This window comes from Reinekea sp. G2M2-21, assembly GCF_015687175.1.
In the GTDB taxonomy this organism is placed as follows: domain Bacteria; phylum Pseudomonadota; class Gammaproteobacteria; order Pseudomonadales; family Natronospirillaceae; genus Reinekea.
Genome location: NZ_JADPQG010000011.1, coordinates 55,133 through 78,340 on the forward strand (window position 1 = coordinate 55,133; position 23,208 = coordinate 78,340).

Genomic DNA, 23,208 nt, shown 5'->3' on the forward strand with positions numbered 1-23,208 from the left:
AAACTGAGCCTTTCTTTTTTTTGAACCTATCGACATGAGTAAATTGATCGACGACAAACGCTTTTATCGAACCGGACGCGACCATCGTGGGGGCTGGCTGGTGTCGTTTGCAGATGTTCATCAGCGCTTCGAATTCAAATCTATGCGTGTCGGTAAATGGGTCACCAAAAAGGAACGTGAACATACCGCCCCCCTGTTTTATGACGCCCTTTGCGACTTGCTGGACATTCTTCAGGCCCCCTCGTCGCTAATCTCCTTGCGACAGACCTTATCGCTGGATTACGGCACGGGCGGCAGTTACGGCGTGATGGCGCATTATGCCCCGGCTACCCGAACGTTTGCGCTGGCAAAAAACGCCGGTCCCGGTGCCATTGCGCACGAATGGTTTCATGCTTTTGACCATTACATCGCCGATAAATTTCTACAGGATGGCTTTAAAGAAGACTTCGCCTCACACGCTTATTGGGAAGGCGCTCAGATTAACACACACCCGCTCAATGCGATGCTCGCCACTTGTTACGACACAATCTTTTATTGTGATGAAAACGCCAACCCAACCGACTATGTACTGACTAGCCAGAAAGTAGACGAGGAAAATGGGCAGACCTATTACAGCTTGCCGTTTGAACTGTGCGCCCGGGCCTTCGAAGCTTTCGTTCAGGATGCGCCTGTTAAAAATAACTTCCTGGCGAAAGGAACCAAGAAATCGGCTGAGGCTGAACGAGGGTTGTACCCCCAGGGGGAGCATCGGCAAAAGATCAACGCGGCGTACAGAGCGTACTTCCAAACACTTGGCTATCGGTTGCAACAGCAAGATATAAAAGCAGGCCAGTAAATTTAGATTTTGAGAGTTTCCCAAACTCGGTTAAGTAGCATGTCTCTTTCCGTGAAGAACTAATCAGATCTGACGGTTCGTTTATAGGTCTTAACGAAAGAGTCTGCCGGAAGTTTTTTCTTTCCAAGGGGGGATCCCCTTGCACCCCCCCCCTTTTGTCGCCCGCTTTGGTATTCTGCCTTAACTGCCACATTCTTCGAACGGTCGCTTGAGCGAGCATCCCTGCACGCGCGACGCTTGCAAGGGCATCCATGCCCTTGAATCCATTGCGATGTGGCAATGAAGTCAGCCAAAGCAGATACGACGAAACGGTTATTTACGCCAGTCCTTGGTACATAGAGTTTTCAGGTTGGTTTTTTCTATCGAGAAAGTAACTCATGCCACGGTTTTCGCACCTTTCAAACGACCACAAGAAGTAATGCACGTCTCATTGTATGGTCAAGCATGGATGCTTGACTAAGTGAGCTGGAAATGACGGTCCGACGTTTCTGTGGCCGTCACGAACGACCTATCGAAGACGAAATTGAAGATAGTGAGTGGACGTTTTTGGCGGCGGCTGGGGTTGTTAAGGGACAAGCCCGAATCGATGGGCTGGTTTAGTCATTGACGGCGATAACCGCCTAATGAAACCAATGTCGTTGGAAGATGCAAATTCTGAAGATTTAAAGCACTAAGTAAGTGCCATTCGGGTAAAAGAGTACCTCCATTTGAAAAACTCATGAAAACCAAAACCATTAGGCGACAGCCATACTGATAACGTTTGGATTAACGTCCTAAAAAATCAACTTCATAGTTCTAATGAAAATTATAATAAGAAAGGTTGGATGGATAATTTTGTATTTTCTTCTGATCAAGTCTCACGCATTTCATCTATTTGTACGAATTTATTTTCTATCGAATATTCGTCTTGTTTTAAGCAAAGCCCACTCTGATGGTGTTCTATTTTTTTTAATCCAATTCAGAAAAAATCTGCTCAGCGATCTTTTCATGTAAATGGCGGAAACCGACAACGTTTTGGCGTAATTGGATAAGTGTCGATCATATCGTATTCAGGTTTTTTAATGTAAAGAGTTCAAAGACAAGTATTTGTCGCCATTGGATAAGTAAAGTTGCTTGATTGTTTATGAGAAAAGTATCTCTGTTTTTATTTTTGAATTGAAAGGACAAAAATATTTTTTTCAAGTCCTATCAAAAAGATGAATCTTTACAATTGTATCAATTTGAATAACAGGACATTTGTATTGAAAAAAATTTAACCAAGCCAAAAGTCACTTTTACAATGTTTCCGGAAAAAACTTTTTTATTTCACGATAAATAGACTCGATTTATTTGTCGGGTTGTGAGCGGCGGTCGACTTTGTAACAAAGTATATCGAGTTCGTTTACATGAAATTTATAAAGTGAATTGCGCTGTGACTTTCGACCAATTGAGCGCCATAAATCTCAGTGATACCGTTGCGCTGCGTTTCGGGAGGGAGCCTTTCTCACCGGATCTCAATCCATTTTTTAGTTTACTTATATGGTGAAAATTCAATGAAGAAATTAGCAATTGCAATTACCTCTATCAGCGCATTGATGGCGACTGGTGTATACGCCGATGACGCAAATGTATCGGGTGATGTAAAAGTTTCCTATGGTAAAGCCGCTGTTGAAGATACAGACGCATCTTTCAATGTAGAGAGCGTGACTGTTGGTGTTAACCCGAGCTACGAAACAGAATCTGGCATTACTGCATTCGGATCCGCTGAACTGGGTTTCGAACAGGCTGCTGAATCTGCTCTGGCACCTTTGAACCTGAAGTCTGCCTTTGTTGGCTTGGGTTATATGGGTACTGAGCTGACTGTTGGTAAGCAAAGCTACGCAAGCGATGAGTTTGGCATCGGCAAAGACAAAGCTTTTGGTGCAGGCAATCAACTGGCGTCAACCAGTGGCGATGAAGTCGTCAAAGTGGCTTACTCCATCGAAGATTCCGTCAAAGTAGTCGCTTCTGTTGATTTGTCTGAAAGCGAAGATGAGTCTGCGATTGATGTGTATGGCGAATACACGGTAATGGATAACATCACAGTTGCCGGTACTGTGCAGTCGCACAAAGCTAACGCTGATGCTGACGCGTTAATGAATGTGGGTGTCAGCGGCCAGTATAAAACCGATGCATACGCAGCCGGTGCTGAGTTCACTTATAACCTGGACTCTGAAGATATGGCTTATGAAGTTGCTGCGAGTTACAACGTGTTAGACAACGTCACGGTTGCAGCGGGTTTAGGTCAAACTATTTATAAGGCCGAAGGCATGGATACACTGACTGCGTACTACGCGAATGCCGAGTACAAAGTTCACGAAAACGCCAGTGCTTACGCAGAAGTTGGCAGCACGTCTGCAGACAATGCAGAGCTGGGTTACACCGTCGGTATGAAAGTTAGTTTTTAAGGTAGTAAGGGCGCTCGAATGAGCGCCTGTTTTTTCCAGATTCTATTGGGGTAGAGCGAACTGTTTCTGCGCCAACCTAAATTCGACAGCATTATGGTGATGTTGTTGAATGTCGGTTTCTGTTTTTGTCAACAGAAGTAGTATGACATTAATCAGATGCCGGCCGTCGTTCCAGTGGCATATGGAATGACATAAGAAGATTATCTTCTTAGATTCCCAAATCCTTTAGCGGCACCAAACGTTACATTAAATTACGCCACAGATTTATTTGTGATGGCCGCTCTTTTTCAGTCGAGTTGACGAAACCCTTCATAGACGTTTTTGAAATGTCCTCGATGCTTTTCTTTGAAATTGTCGAGATGCCAATCGTCTTCGGACAATAGACACTCATGCTCGGGTCGGATTACATAAGCGTACGCTTCTACGATCCTTTGATCGTCAATCACCACGTGCACCGGAGTACGTTGATACAATTCTCCCTCGAAAAGATCCAGACGGGTCATCGCATCTCGGTGGACATTCGAATACATTCTCCCTTCCACAAGAAAGCCCGCTCTTGGTGCAATGGCTGGAAACACTCGCTGATCGACGCGCTTGCGGATATGGTCATGGAGAACGCCAGTGACAGATGCGAAACGGTCGCCCGCGACCTGATCCATAATGACATGGTCCATCAATGTGCCATAGGTGAATAGAAACATGATTTACTCCCAGGTACGGGTGTGGTTAATGGCTTCTTTTTCCCGGAATGCTGTTTCCAGGTCGATATCGTAGCGGTTAGCAATAGAGCAGAGGAAAATGAAGACATCCGCCAATTCACCCGACAGTTGACCGGTCTGCGAGTTAGGGTCCATTTTCAACCCTTGTTGTTTGCGCACTGCTTTAAACAACTCTCCAACTTCCTCTCCCAGCATTAGGCATTTGTCCAGAACGGTTTGCTCATCGAAACCGCGTTCAGCTTCCAGCTCCGTGACGTATTGTTGAAAGTCAGATAGGGTCGGGCGGGTTGTTAAGGTGGGCATCGGCTGGTTCCATTAGTGGTTGCGCTGAATAACATAGTCGGCCAGTTGCCACAGCACGGATTCTTCAGTCAGGTTTAGCGATTGCAACGCCTGAGTCGCCCGTTGATGTTGCTCGTTGGCTTGCTGACGGGCGCCCTCTAGGCCTAACAGACTGACGTAGGTCGATTTTTCCGCGGCGAGATCGCTGCCTTGTGGTTTTCCCAGTACTTCTGTGCTGGACGTGACATCCAGAATATCGTCGGTAATCTGGAAAGCCAGACCAATAGCGTCACCATAGTCATTCAGACCGGTGAAAAGGGCAGCGTCCAAAGTTGCATTACATTGCGCACCTAGCTGCAAAGCGGCTTTGATCAACGCTCCGGTCTTTAGTCGGTGCAGATCGGCGAGCTGCGTCAGTGTGAGGGTTTGATGCTCGGACTCAAGATCAATCATCTGGCCCGCTACCATACCACTGGCGCCAGCAGCGGAGCTGAGAGCAAGGGTCATGGCCCGCGCCTGAGCGTCATTGAGGCCCTGTTCACGGGCAATCAGGTAAAAAGCTTCCGATTGCAGGGCATCCCCGGCGAGAATCGCGGTGGCCTCATTAAACTGTTTGTGGTTTGTCGGCTTCCCGCGACGTAAGTCGTCGTTGTCCATAGCGGGCAGATCATCATGAATCAAGCTATACACATGGATCATTTCCAGCGCCTGAGCCGGGACCAGCCATAACGGCGTGTCATTGCCCGCTACCTGTGCTGCTGCTTTGACGAGTGCCGGGCGCAGCCGCTTGCCGCCATCGAGCAGTGAGTAATGTATAGCATGGCGTAATGTCGCACTGGCCGCCTTGTTAAAGGTTTGCTGAAGGGCGGATTCGAGTTCGGACCGAGTTGTGTTTAAAAAAGAATCAAGTTTCATTCAGTGGCCTGATCAGGCAGGGTTTCCAGGGTAGGCTCCCCGTGTTTATTCAATAAGATCTGCACTTTTTGCTCGGCGGCGGCCAATGATTCCTGGCATTCCCGAGTCAGCTTAATACCTTGTTCAAAGGCTTTCAGCGCGTCATCGAGGCTTAGTTGCCCGGACTCCAGTTGTTCTACGATGCTTTCCAGTGCGCTCAGATTTTCTTCAAACGCCGGTGCTTTCTTAGTCGCCATGTTGGTTCCTCAATTAATGCAGACGCAAAGGTAACGATTTGAAAAATTCTGGTCAATAAATCCTTTTGCTGGCCGATAGTGGATAAAGAGAACGAGTCTCAGTGCTTGGTCAATTAGTGAGCGGAAGAGTAAAGCCACGTTGTCCTCGACATTTGCTGCTAGACTCAAACGAAATAGACCAGTGTTAAAACCTGTGAAGTGAGGTCATTTGTGGATATTGCTACCCTGGTGGGGATTGCCGGCGCCGTAGGCATGATCGTGATGTCGATGCTGTTAGGCGGCAGTCTCGGGATATTTATCAATATTCCATCCGTTTTGATTGTATTTGCCGGCAGTACGTTTGTAGCGTTGTCAAAATTCACGCTGGAACAGTTTTTGGGCGTTGGCAAGGTCGTTGGCAAAGCCTTTTCGTTCTCTATTGTAAGACCCGAAGACTTGATTTCAGAAATCGTTGAATTGGCCGATGGCGCTCGCAAAGGCGGTTTGCTTTCCCTGGAAGGCAAGGAGACCAGCAGTGACTTCTTATCAAAAGGCATCCAGTTGCTAGTGGATGGACATGATCCGGATGTGGTGAAATCGCTGCTCAATAAAGACATGAGAATGACCAGCGACCGACATACAGAAGGGTCGGCATTCTTTAGGGCGCTGGCGGATGTTGCACCGGCGATGGGGATGATTGGTACACTGATTGGATTGGTGGGTATGTTGGCCAATATGGACGACCCGAAAACCATCGGTCCGGCAATGGCTGTTGCCCTATTGACGACTCTCTATGGATCGTTTTTGGCGACAGTGATTGCGATTCCCATTTCAGACAAGCTGGGCGTTCGTGCCAAGCAAGAAGAAATTATCCAGAAGATGTGCATAGATGGGCTGCTCGCCATTCAGGCCGGCCAGAACCCGCGCATTATTGAATCCATGTTAAAGAGCTATTTGCCTTCCAATATGCGAGAAGGTGGCTGAGCGTATGGAAGAAGACGATTGCCCCAAATGTAAACCCGGTCTACCGGCGTGGATGGCAACATTTTCGGATTTAATGGCACTGCTGATGTGCTTTTTCGTGTTGTTGCTGTCTTTCTCGGAAATGGATGCGTTGAAATTCAAACGTCTGGCGGGCTCCATGCGTAATGCCTTTGGCGTGCAAACGGAAATCAATGTGAATGATGTGCCAAAAGGCACCAGCATCATTACCCAAGAATTCAGCCCGTCACGACCAGAACCCACTCCGTTAAATGTGGTCCGGCAGGATACGGTGGACGATTTAAAAGACTCCCTGGAAATCTTGTGTCAGGACACCTTCACTATGCAGGAAGACGCTCAAGGCGACACCGGCCAGTTAACCCGGCAGATCGTTGTGCCCGATGACGCCCTGCAGAAAGAGGTTCAGGAAGAAGCCGAACGCATTGCACAAGCGCTGGCTGATGAAATCGCGGAAGGTATGCTACAGATCGAAACCGTTAATGAAACCATCATTATTCGCGTGAAAGAGCAGAGTTTCGGCGCCGGGACCGACTATGTCGCAGACGACTTTCTACCCGTGTTGGATAAGGTACGCAATTTACTGGTATCGACTCCTGGTGATATCTTTGTGGAAGGCCATACCGATGACCTGCCCATATCAACCCCCCGGTTCCGCAATAACTGGTTGCTCAGTGCTTCCCGTGCTTTGGCCGTGGCTGAATACCTGTTTATTGCACCAGAAATGGATGAAAACCGCTTTACCATTGTCGGCCATGGCTCCAGTAAGCCCATTGCCAGCAACGATACTCCCGAAGGCCGCGCCCAAAACCGACGAGTCGAGATCATCATTAAGAAAGATAATCCGGACTTCGAGGGTATTCCCTCTGACGAAAGACCAGTAGAAACAGTCGACCCTGGCGATCCGAGCCTGTTTGGGTTGGATCCAGAGGAAATTTTTTAACAACGGCCATCTTGAGCGACAAGGTGTCCAGACAGCCGCGATGCCGTCGCTTGACGGCATCGTTCTATCAGCAAAAATTTCCGATGAAAGCAGGCAATAAGCGGATAGCAACTGCTTAAGCATCGCTTAGGCATTGAATGTAGGTTTCAAAATGATCTCGACTTGGCTTAACCGTGCGTTATTAGTCGTTATGGACCAAACCCGCCCGATGATTCGGTCTTGGTTTTAGAAGTATTGACCGTTAATCCAGAGTCACCGACTAAAACGAATGAATTCGCATTTTCCGCTGATTACACTAAGCAGTAGTTGAGAGGCAATAGGAGTTATTCTTATTAATCTGATAGCAGACGTTTTTCAGTCTTCGGATATAGGCCGAAACTTCAGATCAGTGAATGCAATGGGTTCATCACAGTATTGTTCGATCACTAATCATTGGAAACTGATGCGTAGTTCGGCATTTATGCTGAAATTATCCGAAAGTAGTGATCCATATTTCAGATAACGCATTAGTTAGGGCGCGATTTTCGCTGTTTCATACTTATCAAGTTCTCCTTCGACTTTCACTCTAAATATGGCATAGTTTTAAGCTGCTTTAATTAGTTGGTTTACTCAAAGATCATTAACTCTTCTTATTTAATGAAGGAATCGCATGTCATTAATTCAATCGAAAGTTAACGTTGTATTTGATAGCGAAGAGGTGGCTGGGACTGAAGTAACCAGCGGTGATTCCTAAATTTCAACTACATGTCCAGATGTTTATGCGAACCAAAATACTTTTACTTAAATACTTAGTTCTTTCAATGAAACACAACGGAGTAGTGACTTTCATGAGGTCCTTAACTGCAGTCTTGCTGATTTCTATTTCAGTCGCTTATGCCGACATGTCTGCCTGGGTTGTTGATGGTACCCTGAACTCAGTCGTCGCAGATGAAAAACACGGTATTTTTTACGGGGGCAGCTTTACAAGCATAGGGCCAGTATCGGGTCCAATGGCGACAACGAAGGATGGCCAGAGAAGAAGGGTCTTCCCTGAGATTATTGGAACAGTGCTGGATGCGGTATATGACGGTGACCAATATTTGTATATTGGTGGAGATTTCACCTTATCTTACACAAGTGCCGATATATATAACCTTGTCCGCTACGACTGGCTCAAAGGTGATTTCGATTACAATTGGCAGCCAAATCCAAACAAACACGTGACTTCATTAGCAGTCAGTGAGCATGGCCTTTTTGTCGGCGGGTACTACGATCACATTGCCGGTTTAAAAGCCAAGGGCTTTGTTAAGTTTGATACGCACGGCAAGATCGACCGTGTAGTTTATGGTGGGCTTGATCGAGTAAATAAAGTGCTTCTACATAAAGATGACATCTTGGTTGGTAGTTATGGCACTGATAACAACTCAGATGCACTTTTAGCCTATAAGCAGGATACGTTAGGGAGGTCATGGAGCTCTAATATCGAAAGAGCAATTGTTTTTGATATGGCCTTCGTCGAAAACTCACTTTTTTTAATCGGCCCCTCAGAATCACACTATTCATTTCACTTCGCACTTTTTGACCTGGATACAAAAGTACTCAAAGACATTGATTTTAAAATTGAGGATCATAAGAATCTCTATTCAGTCGCGGCCAGTGATTCTCACGTTTACGTAACTGGTTCCTTCAACTCTGTTAATGGCAGGGAACGAAAAGGTGTGGTCCAGCTCGATCTTTCCGGTAAAGTTACCGATTGGACCCCACCTACACTGTCCAAGTTCGATCGCTTATCGGCTACCGTTCTCAATGGTCAACTGTTCCTTACTGGAAACTTTAAAACTAATTACTCAATTCCCGTTGGACCTCTACAACGATGGGATATTAATTCAACCACTAGCTTGCCGATTCCAAAGTTAGAAGGTGACGTCAATTCAATTATTAAGTCCAGTGACCACATCCTTATTGGTGGTAATTTCAGAATTAATGGGTCCACATCTCTTAGTCAAATAGCTTGGATAGATAGCTACGGCGAAGTTGTTAATCGTGGACCGAGCTTTCATGGCAATGTGAGTAGTATCGTCAAAGCAGGCGATCAACTTTGGGTAAGAGGTAGCTTCCTTGGTTTAGAACGATATTGGTGCCCCGGCCTTGTGGTTTTATCTGATGAAGGCAACCCTTTACACTGTCCTACTTTCGATGGCGAAGTCTATGACGTCAGTTCAGAAAATGGGGAAGTTTATGTGGCCGGCAGCTTTACCGAATTCAACGGAATACCGGCGGATGGTTTTGTAAAACTAAATAGTGATTTTGAGGTGGTACAAGCAAGAAAAGCATCTGAGATAAAGAGCGATTGGATAGTTCGAAAAAGTGTTCATCTGAATGGGAACACATACATTGATTCAATCCACTTAACTGGTGAGTCTACTTATTCCCGCTATATCGAATTAGTGCAGTCCGATTTTAGTATACAAACTATTCTCACTCATAATTCGAGCTTAGCGGGCGCATCATTGGACAACAAAAACCTTCTCTTACATTCACCAAATGCCATGTTGGTGTTTGATCCAAACACAAAAGTCAGTAAACAATTGACCATGTCAGAAATGTCAGAGTATTCCAACAATTCTTTAGTACTCCCTTTCGAGGATGGTTATCTGGTAGCAGGGCAAAGAAGAAATAAGTTAAATGACTTATATGGTACATATGCGACAGACTCTGACGAGCGTTCATCAATCGACTCAATAGTTGGGCTTCTAACAGGTAAGGTTAAAGGACTACTAATATCCCATGACGAACTTTGGATTGCAGGATCCGAGTTCAAGAGTAAAACAAGGCCTGTCAATAAAATTATCATGGTTGATATCGTTACAAATACCATTTCGGGTGGCTTTGGTTTAGCGCCTTCAGGGTCCGTTTTGGGAGCCATAATGGTCGAAGATCATCTACTGGTCTTTGGCGATAGCCAGACCTATATTTCACACGCGATATCAGCTCTGGTCCGCACAGATGCCAATGGCATCCCTGATCAAGATTGGGCGCTTAATCGAGACTTATCCGATATTGTTTCAATGATACTTTACGAAGATAGTTTGTTTGTTTGTTCTAAGAAAGAACTCGCCAGAGTCGATCTAGAAATCAAGGAAGTTGTTTGGTCAAAGCCGGTCAGATTTCAGCCCAATGATAAGTGCAAACTTGCTGTTCATAACAATAGTTTGTATTTAGCAAGTAGCAGCGAAGTGCAAGGTTCCAGATCCTATTTGCGAAGACTCAGTTTAGATGGTGAGGTAATTGAGGAAGGCCTTTCAACTGGAAAAGTTGAGGTTCTGTCATTGGATGCAGAGAATAACGAACTTATATTGGCGGGTGAATTCGAGGAGATCATGTCTCAGCCTAGGTTGCATGCTGCAATCATAGATGCTGAAGGGAAATTAACAGACTGGAATTCTAAAAACTTGGATCTTACCCATAAGTCCTTTTATGGTGCCCATAAGTTCGCAGGTTCATATCACTTTACCGGTAGTCTTAATTTTAGGAATAGAGACTTAAGAGAGCACTCTAATCTATTTGCTTTGGATGACTTTGGTGAAATTGTGTCCCGTGGCAATGTCAAACGGTTGGATTCGTCCTTTACTGCGACTGCAGTACATAAAGGCTACCTTTTATTGAGCGGCTATTTTGATGCATTTTCCAAAGAGCATAAGAGCGAGGAATCTGAACAGCCTATGTATGGTTTGGCTGCTTATAGTAATGGACAGTTCATAGAAAACTGGAATCCTGGAGTTCCTTTCCGCTATGCGAACCAGTTAGCTGTTTTGGGCGATAAGCTCTATCTCGCTTGGTCTTCTTTGGGTTATTACCCAAGGTCTTCATATAAAAATCTACAACCACGTAAGAAGTATGCATCATTATCTCCAATTCAACTCGATGGTCCATTCGATAGCAATCCTAACTCAAAGCAGTCTACAGGGAACGAGCTCAAATGAAATCAGTTAAACGAGTAACAAGTGCTTTGCTTATACTGGCTAATATTGCTTTTGCAGAGACGGAGTTTAAAGCTGTGGAGTATCTGCAGTCGGCTATTTATCAAGGGCGGCCTAATTTATTGCACGGTACAATAGGAGATTTGGAAATTTATGCCTCTCTAACCGGAAGCGAGCAGTCGACCTTAGAGGGTATCTATTTTTATCAGAAGTATTACCAGTATAACTCAGCGGAGGATAGGTACTCCAAAAGGCCAATTCGTTTAGAGGGTACTTTAGATGGCGTAACCCTTGAAATGACTGAGTCAGTCAACGGTGAAATTACCGGCATGATGACTGCCAATTATGACCCTTACCTAGATGCTTTTGTTGGGAGTTGGTTCACACCTAACAAGAGTAAAACACTTGAGTTCAAATTAATACCCGGGGGAGTTCTACCGATTCAAAAGAATCCGCTAGTTGAAATCCTTGCGACAGCCGATAGCTATAGCCTTCTAATCGATAAGGAATTTGAAATCCCTTACACTTCGAATGCTCTTTCACCAATGCAAGACTATGGAGACGGAGGAATTTCGTTCGGAAAGCTAAATAAGCTCGTTGGTGCTACGGCCGTTTACCAGTTAAATGAAAATGAGTTTTCAGGAAGGTCAGAGTATCACCAGTCATCTTACTACGTAAAAGGAATCAAACAGCCGATAGTAACAATCGAAGATGGCTACGGTAGCTATTGTGCAGGTAGCACGGGATCAAACTATGATCATACTGCTAGTATTATTGACGATAAGTTAGTGATTAGACGCACAATTACGGATTGGCAAAACTGTGAGCCAGAAGACGGCTACTATCAAGACTCTCATTCAGTGACAGAAACTACATACGTGCTCAATGATGCTTCAAATGTATCGAAAGCGAGTGAACTGAGTCATAGAAACATTTACCGCTCGTTGGCACTACAACCACGGAATAAACCCGAGTTCTATCTTGAGCGACGTGATGATAATATCTTTTGGGGGGGGACCTCAGGCTTGGGAGAAGCTTATGATGTCTTTAGATTTTTTGGGAATGCGGACTCATTTAAGTTTAACTGTTGGCTTAATGGAATCGGCAATGAGATTAATGGTACTCCTTTGAAAGAAAGAATTGACCCTGTTTGGAGGAATCTTTCTCTAACAGAGTCTTGGTCAAAATTTGGGTCTGGTAAGTATCAAGATATATTCGATGTTAAAAAATATAAGTGGATCGCTAGCGTGAATAATTCTGTCACTACCTTGTCATTAAATGGAGAGAACTTAGCAGCTTACGATGCGTCAACCAATAAGTGCTCAAGCCTCTATTTAAAACAGGACGATGCTGAAAAAGGTGTTTATAGACTTCAATAAGTTAGGCTTATTGCAGTTGGTACAGAGACTCTACCAAGCAGCAATTAATTTGCTTCAGATTGGGGACTTAACTTTTGAATTGATAATTGGTGTAACTTAATAGCTAACTTGTTGTTGGCCTCTTATCTTGTGAGTGAAGTTGGTAGTACTACGCAAATGAATGACTGTTAATTTGTTAGTGGAGGTATTGAAGAAATTTCTGCTCCTTCCTGTAACAGTTTTCGTAATTCAGCGGTCCTTAAGACTGCTATCGTGCAGAAGCTGACGGAATCAAAAAATCTGACTAAATTTGGCGTCGTCGTGATAGTAGGCATCGCCCTTATGTCCGCTTTTGAGTTCAATCAAAATTATTCCGTTAGTTCTGAAACAGCCGTTCAGTGTTTTTCGCTGCCATCCATTAAGATTCAGTCAACGATAACTGCATCGTGAAGTCGGACTGACTATGGTCGGTATACCGACCGAATTAAGGTATTGTGTCTATGTCATGATCTGAAATAGAGCGACTGGAGCTGCTATTTCGTCTGTTTATCGACCTCGCGAAATCATTCATGTCGCAAAGGTTGGTCAATCAGGGCGCTTGCGTAAGAGTGCAGGCCATGAAGGCGACCGCGAGTAATCTTTCGCTTAGGGTTGTATATGGCTGATCGGTCGGTTGCGGCGACCGCTAAACTTGTTAAGGGTCGAGCCCGAATCTTTGGCCCGGTATGGTCTTTGAAAGCGAATATTTCCTAGTAGAGCCATGCCACCGCAGGATGCGAATACCACAGAGACAAAGCAACTAAGCTTGTGTAAGTACCATTCGGGGAATGCCCTAAAGAAGTCATTGGATAGCTCGTCTGTTACAGGCTTTCAAATTGACACATATAGCTAGAGCGCGCATTATATCGGGACGACGCGCCATAGCATTCTGATGTAGTATCCCCAAATTGGGTGCGGGAATTATTGGTGAAGAACGCTCTGTAAATTTTTTAACTCATATGGCGACGAATAGGGCCATATCTGGGGTAACGGGAATATGCAGGTTTACAGTACCGTAAATATAGATTCCAATGCAGACAAACTTGCACTGAAAATCAAGTAGTTGGCTTTTAATGGTTATGTTGTAGGCTTTTCGAAGTGATTTTCAGGTTAATTCTGCAACCGAAAACAATAGACCCATTTTTAAGGAGACAATATGGATTTAAGCAGCATTCTCACATTTATCGCCGTGGCAACATTGCTGGTCATATCACCGGGCCCTAATGGCTTTCTTATTGCGAAAACAGTCCCGCTTTCAGGAAAAAAAGCCGGGTTCGCGAATGTAAGTGGGTTTGTTGCTGCCTTTTACCTGCACGGAACACTCTCTATTTTTGGTATTTCTATTTTTCTGGTTCAATCTGCCGTTGCTTTCACCGTTTTGAAAATACTGGGTGCCGCCTATTTAATTTGGATAGGCATCAAATCCATTCGAAGTGCCCTAAACCAGAAAGCGACTGCTACCATTGACGTACCAGAAAATGTTCAGAAAAAGGTTTCAATTCGTAACGCTTTTCTGGAAGGGTTTGCAACGAATGCTCTTAACCCAAAGGTTTCTATGTTTTACCTGGCTGCCTTTCCTCAATTCATATCACTAGACGGAAGTGCTTTAAGTGCCTACGCATTGGTAACGGCACATGCACTGGTGAATTTCCTGTGGTTTTCAGTCATGGTGTTGGCATTAACCCGGGTAAAAAGTGCCGCTAATAACGTGAAGTTTAAAACCTGGCTAAATTCAGTTACGGGTGTCGTGTTCGTTGGTTTTGGGGCTAAGTTGGCTCTGATGAAAAGCAGCTTATAAGCGAACCTACATGCTGCGTAACGTTGGTTGCGCCGCATTACGCCAGGTGTCGACGCGAAGTGCCATTTAAACGGATGATAATACACGCGTAGATCCGCTTATCTAAATTCTGCTAAGCGATCATTTGATTCATACCGTTCAGCACGCACTAGGGGGGCGAATTTTCCAGCCCTGATTCTTCTGTTATCCGCTATCCGATCGTCTGTGACCCCTGACGGCCGAATATATTAATCTTTCTTAGCGTCTCTAACGTTTATTTAAATAGAGCCAATGATTCTGTGCGCAGTTGTTTCAACGTATTGGCAACCCGGGCGACGACTAAGTCGATCTTTTCATTGGCCTGCTTAGAGGTATTGATGCGCTTGAAATCTTTAACCTCACTGGCGTAAAACTTTTTAATGGCTCGTGAATGGCTGGTGATGTGTTCGTCGATTCGGGTTTTAACTTTATCCTGTATGTCTTTTTGTGCCTGTGTTTTGCTTGTGTCGTCTTTTGGTGTGGACACAGCATAGTCGGTGACTTTTTCGCGTGCACTGCTTAAGTCAATACCTTGCAATATACTGCCCTGAATGTTTGCCTGTGCTGCGGTCACTTCCCGGTGAACGGGCCGGTAAAGAGCCACGGTACCCGCCTGATCACGGTTATAGTTCATCACGCTTTTGCCTGCAAACACGGGTTCTTTCAACTTTGTCAGGCGACCTTTTGCGGTGGTTAAAATGCGTTTGGCGGTGGGGGCGTCTTCTGCCTGGTTTGCGTCAGCCGTGGTTTGTGCTTTGGCTTCTAACGCAGCATCCATACCACCGGCAATGGCCTCGTCATTCAGGTTTAAATCTCGTGATTTTTCCGCGAGCGTTGCTTCGACAACGTGGTCGTATTCCAGATAGTTCCCGACGCCTTCCGGCTTCGCGCCATAAATACTATGAGCACCTTCGAGATCGAAAAAGTTGGGGATGCCCTGCTCAGCATTACCCATCATCGGCAGGTTGGAACCTTCACCTTTGGCAGGGCCCTTTTTGACCTTGGGTGGCTTACCGGGTTCAAAACCATAAAGCGCCTTATTCATGGTTCCGATATGCTGCATACCCTTGCGAACTTTTGCGCGAATTTTCTCGGTAGCGGCCTTGTCGCTGTTATAAATGCCGGAGATATTTTTCAGTTCTTCTTGCATTTCAGCGTCTATGCCGGTTCGCAGTTTGGCCACCATGGCTTGTGGTGTGGTTTCGGCTGCGGCGTCTGTGGTGATCTGATCGTGATTGCGGCGTTTGGCATCCTTCGCCGTTTTTTGTCGGTGCGTCGGTCGGTAAATGGTTAACGCAGGGAGTTTTTCACCTTTGGTACCGAGCGCCCGGGTATCAATATCACCGACATACGGTTCGGTCACGGCCTGACCATCACGTTGGCCTTGCTCGATAGTCGGCTTAAGTGTTTTCTGAACATAGGTCTGTACCAGAAATGCCATGCTTTTTTCCGGGATATGGTCATTTTCGTAGTAATTGGAGAGCCGTTGCTTGCCTTTATCGCCTAAGCCTGCGTTGGTAGCCACCTCGTCTATTTTCTTGCTAGTGATTTTCCCGCGCTCACTGTATAGATCGGCATCGCCTTCAATCGCTTCGATACGAGGTTCCTTCGCTCGCAGAATCGCACCATCTTCCGGGTCGTCTTCATAGAATGGGTTTTGCGCGATGGCCGGACCCAGTTTCGCAAGCTTCGCACCGGCATCTTTGGTTTCCTTGTCTGCTTTGTCTCCGGTTTTTTTGGTGCTGGTTTTCTGCTGTTCGGGTTTGACTTTCGCGAGAGCTGTCTCGGCTTGGTCAACTTCCGTCGTCATGACGTTTTTGAGTTCATCGACGCTTTTAGCGTCGTCACCAAACTCTTTCGCTTTTTTCGTTTCGGTTTGCATTTCCTGTTGTACAACATCGGCTTCACGTGGTTTGGTGGCAATGGTGAGACTGAATTTGTTGCCGGTTTTCTTTGGAATCAGTTTGTGTGATGCATTACCAATTTTGAAACCAGCCGCGGGTACTTTGCGCTTTTTGTTGAGCTTGCCCAGTATTTTAGAAAACAGTTTTTTGGCTTTTTTTACCAGGAAGGTCACCATCTTATTCATGGCTTTTTTAACCGGTGCCTGCAGTTTCTTGATGATGGTGCGAATGGTTTTAGTGATACCAGTCACAGGGATGAGCGCAGCGACGAAAGCCAGAAACAGGGGGATCGTTGCCGCAATGGTTTTTTCAATGAAGTCCGCTGCTTGTTTCAGTTGGCCCTTTGCTATTGCGCCGATGGATGAAAAGATGGAGTTTGCCAGGGCAACAATCTGATCCAGCCGTTCCAGAAATGCTTTGATCATGTTGTATATCGCCAGCGCGACTTTAACGATACCGCCAATGGGGTTGGATAAACCGGCGATCCACGATATCGCGCCCATGACGATGGTATTGATCACAAAGTCGCGGATGCCGTCGATCACCGTGGTCTTGAACCCTTCGATCATTTCCAGCACACGCTGCCAAATGCCAACGAAACCTTCTTTGACCAGAATTTTCACCACCTCGACTGACCGTTCGATGAAAGCGACTTTTTTCTCGCCACCTTGCCCCAGTTTTTTTACCAAGGTTTGCCGGAAGTTCGCGTAAGTCAGACCGACGATCTGCAAAGCGATTGAGATAATACCTTTGAAATCCAGTTTGGCGGGCATCTCCAGGTTCATGCCCTGCATAGTGCCGAACAGCCAGGCCATAAGCCCGGCTTTCAAATGTTTCCAGATGTTCGAGCTGAACTGCTTAAAACCTTTGACGACCGCACTGATTAGGTTTTTAGCAAAGGCCAGTGGGTTGTTGAGAATAATGGAGATCGTCTCTTTGGCTTTTTCGATAACGCCCCAAATTTTTTCACCGTAGGGACCCGCCAATGCCAGCGCGCCACGCACGATAAATTCCAAAATTTTGTCTTTGATGTCTTTAATAAAGGTAATGACGTCCTGTACCAACGGTTTGAAAATGCGCTTGGCGGTTTTAATAGGCGAGAATATCGGTTTTTCATCGATGAATTTACCGACCAACCGTTTGACTCGGGTCCAGGTGATGTCCAATGTCGACAGGCGTTTTTTCACCCAGTCGAACGCGCGTTCGAGGACGCGTGTTTCTTGTAGTTTTTGGAACAGAGCGTCGCCGCCGGGCAGTAACCCCAGAAAACCACCGATTAAATTCGTGGCGTTGCGGGTGACGGTTTTATTGGTTATCGGGCTTTTTCCCAGAATCACACAGAGCAAGGTATAGCCGGGCACATTACGGGCGATTTTTTCAGCTTTGTTCGCCACCCAGCCACGTTGAACGGTGGGTTCGGCGAGGCGATCGACCGCATTCTCAGGCTGTTCTTGCTTACGACGTGTCTGTTGCACCACGTGGGTCAGTTCGTGTGCCATCAGCCGTCGGTTATCTACCGATTCGCCTTTTCCCAGCCAAATGTGGTGTTTATAGGTAAACGCACGCGCGCCAATACGTTCCGCAGTTATGCGGTCCTCTGGTGTGTCGTGAATGCGAACATCGGAAAAGGGGACGTTAAAACGAGGCTCCATGAATTGCCGAACGCCATCGGGTAACGCGCGACCGGCACCGGGTTGATTCACCGCCTGTGTCACATCCGTTGGCGCCTGTCCACCTTCCGCTCCAACGGCGACGCCTTCTTGTGACGCTCGTGCAACTTCTTCTTTCGGGTTATCGGGGCGGCCGTTTTCAATTTCTGAAAATTCATCGTTTGCAAGGCCCGCAGTATCAACGTCCTCACCTGCAGAGACTGTTGGTTCCTGTTGTTCTGCAGGTATGGCCGGGTCAGCGTCAAAGGTATCGGTATTGGGTTGGCTGCTTTGGTCAGCGCTCGCAGTGCGATTCGCTTGTGGATCTTCGCTGTTTACGGACACATCCAGACTGGGCGCTGACATGGTGACAACGCGATCGGCGTTACTTTCGGCTTCGTGCTCCAGCGGATCGTTAGCGGCGCCGACCCGCAGTGCCGGTTGAATCAGTTTACGATCCAGTAAGGTTGCGTGCGTTGCGGAGGCTCGGCGCACCGGAACCCGAACCTTGCTGGTTTTAGCGGTTTGCTTACTGGCAACGGCTTTAGATTTCATGACCGGCAGCCCCGGCTAATACTGCGTACATTCGGCATTGGATGCGTTGGTTTCTTCATTTGCCTCATTAGGATTACCCTGCAAGAAGGCTTCAGCGTCTGCCCGCAGCGTGGTTTCCAGCGCGCTTTTCCAGGTTTGAATGTCGGCGGCGTTGTAGGGACAGATTTCGTGAATGTCGTTCCTGGCTTGAATGCGTTGTCGCAGCAATCGCTCTGAAACGCCGACATGGTAGCGTTCGTGGTGAAGAACACCTGCCTCGGTTTTTTGCTTTGGTGTCGTGAAACCGGTGCCTGCTTCGGTGTTAAAGCGATCCGCGCCCGGGTTCGGACCGCACTCTGTCCACCAGTCTCGACCGGTGGCTGGGTCTGAACGGGTAATTTCCGCTCTGTCGATCACCAGCGGAACGGTGGCCAGCACATTGATTTTCCGGGGGCAAAGTTGGTACTTCGCCTGGCTGCCGTTGGCGGTGTTACAGGTATCACAGGTTCGGCGTTCACGATGCCAAACGGACAACTGTCGCATTCGCGCAGAACCCCAGTTCGTCGACCCAAAGGGTGACCCACTGGGTGTGCCGTTTTGAATGAGCGGGGTGATGGTGACGGTCACCTCGGGATTGACCGGATTCGGACAGGTTTCGCAGTTCGCCGCGGGAGCCGCTTGCCGGTGGGCCGTGTGGCCGGAATCCTGTTGTGCAACATGTGCCAGTTCGTGGGCCATGATCTGTGTTCCGCCGCGTTGTTTTTCACCGTTGGCAAAGGCGATATTGTTTCCGTAGGTAAATGCACTGGCGTCAATGTGCTGCGCGGCTTGGTGGGCGCGTTCGCCTTCATGCAAGCGAACAGACGAAAAATCGCGGTCGAAGCGTGGTTCAAAAAAAGCCCGTTCGCTGTGCGATAGTGGTCGGCCAGCCCCGAGTGATTTGATCGACTGCGCGGCAGTTGTGGTGGCCGGTGAGGCTTTGCTGCCGGGTGCAACGGAAGGAGTCCCTTGGGCACTTCGTTGTGCGGTTTCTTCTTTCTTTTCATCATTGCATTGCGCGCACATGCGATGCACCTTGGGTTGACCCAGTGCCTGTGCTGCCATGGCATCGGCGGCTTTTTCGGCTGGGTCATGCGCGCCCCCAATCTGCACGGAACCATCTAATGCGTTCTGTTGTTTGGCGTCCTGTTTCACTGTTGTGGCCGAACGGGAGGCAGAGCGTCGGATGTTGGCACGCCGTTTTACATTCAATCGACGGCGTATTCGGGTTTTAGTGCTCATAGGGACCTCCCGTTTTGGGTTTATTTCACGCCACTGGCGATATGTTCCGCGGCGTCGCGTTTCAGCTGTCTGGCGGTGGCAATACTCAGTTTAGATGTCCGAGCCAGAACACGCAGGTCGGTATCCGAAACGTTCGCCAGAGCCCCCAAATTGGTGATGCCTTTTTTCGCCAGATTGGTGGCGAACAGCTCATTGTCTTTGGTGACGGCCGTCACCGGTACTTCTTTGCGCAGGGATTCAATGAAGCCTGCACGTTCTTTCGCGGTTTCCGTCAAAATAGCTTTCTGTTGCTCTGCCAACGCGGCCAGTTCTTTTTGCGAGCTGCTGAGATCTTTTTGAATCTGTTCGCGCTCCTTGCGTATTTGGTCCAATGAAGCATTCAGCGTGTTGACATCCTGACTGAGTAACTCTTTTTCTTCACGCAGTCGAATCAGATCGGCGCTGACGATGTCCGCATCGATCATGCCGGTATCGGTAGCGGACAATTCGGTGCCCGCGCTTAATTGTGTTGCCGTTTGGTAAAGGAATTTACCCCCGCCGGTTTCGAGTTTAACGTAATCCACGGCGACACCGTCGGAGACGATCAGGGCCACCTTATCGCCCGGCGCTACATCGCCTGCATCCAATACCAGGTTGGCTGCTTCAATACCTGCTGACGCGGCTTTAATTCGGGCGATGGCTTGCGCGTCGCCTATGTCGATGGTTTCCGCGACCTCAATGCCATTGCCTTTGAACGCGACTTTCGCCTGATCGATCCCCAGATCATTGACGTCGACTTTGACCTTGAATTCGCTGGGCGAACGTTTGCCGCTGAACAGGCGCAGACCATCGTCAATTCTCGAAATGTAGTTTTCAGCCTTGAAGTCGATTTTCGGATCAAAATGCCAACGTTTTTCCGGGGCTTTGTAAATGGGACCGTCTGGAAGTTGCCCGATGGCAGGTGGTGGACAGCAAAATTCCGCCATGCGTTGAGAGTAGTTGTCGACCACTTCCTTCATAAAGTAATTCAGCCATCGCCAACTCATGGCTTGTTTGCGGCAGGCGTGCGCACAAACTTCACTGAGGCGGATCTGCCCATTTTCAACACGGCCTCGCAAGCAGGCAATGGGTACCAGATAGGGCGCTTCCCCTGGCGTTGGGCAACTTGGCATCACCGCTTTGCACAGACAACGTCGGATACGTTCTTCATCGCTTTCGTTAATGGCCTGGTAAACCAACGCTTCACGCATCATGAAACGTGCTTCGCGCACTTCACCCGTCGCGCCGTCCGGATTAATGTCTTCGTCGATCTGCTGAATGCGTTTGCGCAGCATTTCGGCGCCTTCAGCGTCATTGGTATGGCTTGCCCATTTCTCGACCAATTCGTCATTGAATTGCCGTGCAACAATCTGTTCGCCCTTATCCAGGCGTTGGTTGGCGGCCAGTTTCGGTTTGCCGGCTCCGTAAATGACTTTGTCGAGAACAGCTTTGTTATTGGCCGGTTGCGCTTTGTAGTGATCAACAAAACCATAGGGCTTATTTTTTTCCATGCAGGCTTGGAATGTTGACAGAAAGGAGGGGTCTTGCGGACCAAGGGCAAACTCCTTGGTCGCCAGGTGCGCGCGGATAATGCCGCCCGCTTCAACGGACAATGCCAGGCAAACTTTTTTCTCACTCAACAGGCTGTCAAATTCATCCAGGTTTGAGAAATGGAAAAACTCGCTGTCCAGTAATTTATTCAGATCAAGATCCGTTTGCTCGACGGAGCCTAAATGACCCATGCGATCCAGAATAGCGCCGCTGGTGTAACGCACGACAGACGAATTCATTTGCCGTAATGAAGGGAAAACACCACAGACAACGCCCCAGTCGTGCAGCAGTCGCAGCATTTTTTCATTGCCAAAATCGACCTTACATAAGTTATTCAGCGCGTCCTGCACGTTATCGGTGCTGTCATATAAATGCGTACAGCCACTCGGGTCAAAGGCAATATCCGCTGCGCTGATGCCGCACAGGTTATCCAACGCCTGCTGTACGTTTTCGGCATCGCCGTACAATTTGGTGCAGTGATTGTCCAACTGAATGTGGCTGGCCGGCAAGTCCGCCAGTGTTGGAAAAGACAGCCGGCGGTTTTCGTCGTCGGACAACGGGACGACTTCGCCATCGGCTATGCGAAACAATGGGCAATAAAAGTGTTCCACGCCAACTGGCGTTTCACTGACGGCGCGAATCGGGGTTTCGGCAAAGCGTCGCGTTTCAATCAACCAATAATCGCCGGCGACGGTGGGAACCGAGGTTAGATCGATATCGGCGGTAAAGGCGTCCGTGGTCAATTGAATCGAGCGTCCGGATACTTCAAGGCTGCCGGACCCCATGGCATCCACTGTCTGTGCTGTGAAATCGACGTCTGCGATACCAGACCAGCGTCGCACATACGGCCAAGTCTCACCGTCTGGTGCCGTCGCGATTTCCGGGTTGGCTAAGCTGGAGCCGCGGGTGCTGCACGCAACACTGCCGGTGTCGTGGTGGACGCCCAGATGTTTTTCGGTGCTGTCTGCATAAAACTCATATACGGCCCCGGCGCGGCTGAAATCTTCACTGTTAACGGTAGCCACCGCAGTGGCTGAGGCATTTTCATCACTCCAGGCAATGCGGATGGTGCCGGGCGATTGCGCGTGGCCAGTGACCTGTAAAATCTCGATACGGAACAAACCATTAGACACGGTCTGTTCGGCCGCAACCACATCAGCGCAGGGGTCGCAATCGTCGCTGATGGTTTCCGGGTCGACGGGTGTCACCGTCAGACGACCTAAGCCCTGTTTGGGGAAGCGACCGGAATCGAGCCCGAGTGTGTCCGCTTCCGCCAATGGCAGGTATTTAATCTGCGTTGTGGTACGTTGACGCAACGATGTTTCAGCGCCGTGCAGGCCTGGGTCTGTGAGTTGTTCATCCTCCAACGGTGTCACCGTGCGGTGCCACACATCGGCGTATAAAAGCCAGTTACCGGTAGTGGGCAGCGTTGGTGCCAGCGGAAAATCCGGTTGCTGAGCGTACAGCGACAGCGGTCCGGATAAGGGCCCCGTACTTTGGGTCATGCCTCGAACACCTTCGGCAAACAGGACGCCTTCGGCAAGTGCGGGCAGGTTCGCTGCAATAACAACCGCGCCCTGTTGGTCGGGCACGCCATTGCCAACACTGAATTCACCTAAACCGTCCGTGCGTTTTTGGGCAATGTTACTTTGCTCACCGAGGTCGGCATCGGTCACCATGCCTCCCTGCACTTGATATACGCCGGAGTATTGTCGTGAAGGTCGGTAACTGTCGCGTGAAAAGTTTCCTTTCATAATGTAACTCT

15 protein-coding genes are annotated in these 23,208 nt (G+C 47.8%); 8 read left to right on the top strand and 7 right to left on the bottom strand.

What is annotated here, in order from left to right:
• The first annotated feature begins 34 nt into the window (after positions 1-34).
• From IYN85_RS24270 to IYN85_RS24275, 3 genes are all read left to right on the top strand, one after another.
• A complete protein-coding gene (locus tag IYN85_RS24270) occupies positions 35-835 on the top strand; it encodes a CLCA_X family protein (protein ID WP_196161568.1) in 801 nt (266 codons plus the stop codon).
• Between the two features lie 471 nt (positions 836-1,306).
• Complete coding sequence (locus IYN85_RS26240; protein WP_255533847.1) at positions 1,307-1,435, top strand: hypothetical protein; 129 nt, start codon at positions 1,307-1,309, stop codon at positions 1,433-1,435.
• Positions 1,436-2,367: 932 nt separating this feature from the next.
• On the top strand, positions 2,368-3,261 hold the full coding sequence (locus IYN85_RS24275) for a porin (protein WP_196161569.1): 894 nt from the start codon (positions 2,368-2,370) through the stop codon (positions 3,259-3,261).
• Positions 3,262-3,548: 287 nt separating this feature from the next.
• Here the strand turns inward: IYN85_RS24275 and IYN85_RS24280 are convergent, their stop codons facing one another.
• Genes IYN85_RS24280 through IYN85_RS24295 form a run of 4 tightly spaced genes read right to left on the bottom strand, consistent with a single transcriptional unit; the run spans position 3,549 to position 5,413 of the window.
• On the bottom strand, positions 3,549-3,962 hold the full coding sequence (locus IYN85_RS24280; RefSeq protein ID WP_196161570.1) for a gamma-glutamylcyclotransferase family protein: 414 nt from the start codon (positions 3,960-3,962) through the stop codon (positions 3,549-3,551).
• A 3-nt stretch (positions 3,963-3,965) separates the two neighbouring features.
• Positions 3,966-4,283, bottom strand: coding sequence for a MazG nucleotide pyrophosphohydrolase domain-containing protein (locus IYN85_RS24285; protein WP_196161571.1), 318 nt, complete (start codon positions 4,281-4,283; stop codon positions 3,966-3,968).
• A gap of 12 nt (positions 4,284-4,295) precedes the next feature.
• Entirely contained in the window at positions 4,296-5,177 is an 882-nt protein-coding gene (locus IYN85_RS24290) for a polyprenyl synthetase family protein (protein WP_196161572.1), read from the bottom strand.
• On the bottom strand, positions 5,174-5,413 hold the full coding sequence (locus IYN85_RS24295) for an exodeoxyribonuclease VII small subunit (protein ID WP_196161573.1): 240 nt from the start codon (positions 5,411-5,413) through the stop codon (positions 5,174-5,176). The genes IYN85_RS24290 and IYN85_RS24295 overlap by 4 nt, the downstream gene beginning before the upstream one ends.
• Before the next feature lie 210 nt (positions 5,414-5,623).
• On the opposite strand from IYN85_RS24295, the gene pomA reads away from it, so the two are divergent.
• The 5 genes from pomA to IYN85_RS24320 all read left to right on the top strand — a co-directional run bounded on the left by pomA (position 5,624) and on the right by IYN85_RS24320 (position 14,488).
• Positions 5,624-6,376, top strand: coding sequence for a flagellar motor protein PomA (gene pomA / locus IYN85_RS24300; protein ID WP_196161574.1), 753 nt, complete (start codon positions 5,624-5,626; stop codon positions 6,374-6,376).
• A 4-nt stretch (positions 6,377-6,380) separates the two neighbouring features.
• The gene (locus IYN85_RS24305) at positions 6,381-7,334 is read left to right on the top strand and encodes a flagellar motor protein MotB (RefSeq protein ID WP_196161575.1); all 954 of its coding nucleotides are present in this window, start codon (positions 6,381-6,383) and stop codon (positions 7,332-7,334) included.
• Between the two features lie 827 nt (positions 7,335-8,161).
• The gene (locus IYN85_RS24310) at positions 8,162-11,296 is read left to right on the top strand and encodes a hypothetical protein (RefSeq protein WP_196161576.1); all 3,135 of its coding nucleotides are present in this window, start codon (positions 8,162-8,164) and stop codon (positions 11,294-11,296) included.
• Entirely contained in the window at positions 11,293-12,672 is a 1,380-nt protein-coding gene (locus IYN85_RS24315) for a hypothetical protein (RefSeq protein ID WP_196161577.1), read from the top strand. Before IYN85_RS24310 ends, IYN85_RS24315 begins: the two co-directional genes overlap by 4 nt.
• A 1,174-nt stretch (positions 12,673-13,846) precedes the next feature.
• The gene (locus IYN85_RS24320; RefSeq protein WP_196161578.1) at positions 13,847-14,488 is read left to right on the top strand and encodes a LysE family translocator; all 642 of its coding nucleotides are present in this window, start codon (positions 13,847-13,849) and stop codon (positions 14,486-14,488) included.
• 253 nt (positions 14,489-14,741) lie between these two features.
• Here the strand turns inward: IYN85_RS24320 and IYN85_RS24325 are convergent, their stop codons facing one another.
• The 3 genes from IYN85_RS24325 to IYN85_RS24335 are packed head-to-tail and all read right to left on the bottom strand — an operon-like array spanning position 14,742 to position 23,197.
• Positions 14,742-18,614, bottom strand: coding sequence for a DUF4157 domain-containing protein (locus tag IYN85_RS24325; RefSeq protein WP_196161579.1), 3,873 nt, complete (start codon positions 18,612-18,614; stop codon positions 14,742-14,744).
• A gap of 15 nt (positions 18,615-18,629) precedes the next feature.
• The gene (locus IYN85_RS24330; RefSeq protein WP_196161580.1) at positions 18,630-19,874 is read right to left on the bottom strand and encodes a DUF4157 domain-containing protein; all 1,245 of its coding nucleotides are present in this window, start codon (positions 19,872-19,874) and stop codon (positions 18,630-18,632) included.
• A gap of 20 nt (positions 19,875-19,894) precedes the next feature.
• Positions 19,895-23,197: a DUF6519 domain-containing protein gene (locus IYN85_RS24335; protein ID WP_196161581.1), complete on the bottom strand. Its 3,303-nt coding sequence runs from the start codon at positions 23,195-23,197 to the stop codon at positions 19,895-19,897.
• Between the last annotated feature and the right edge of the window lie 11 nt (positions 23,198-23,208).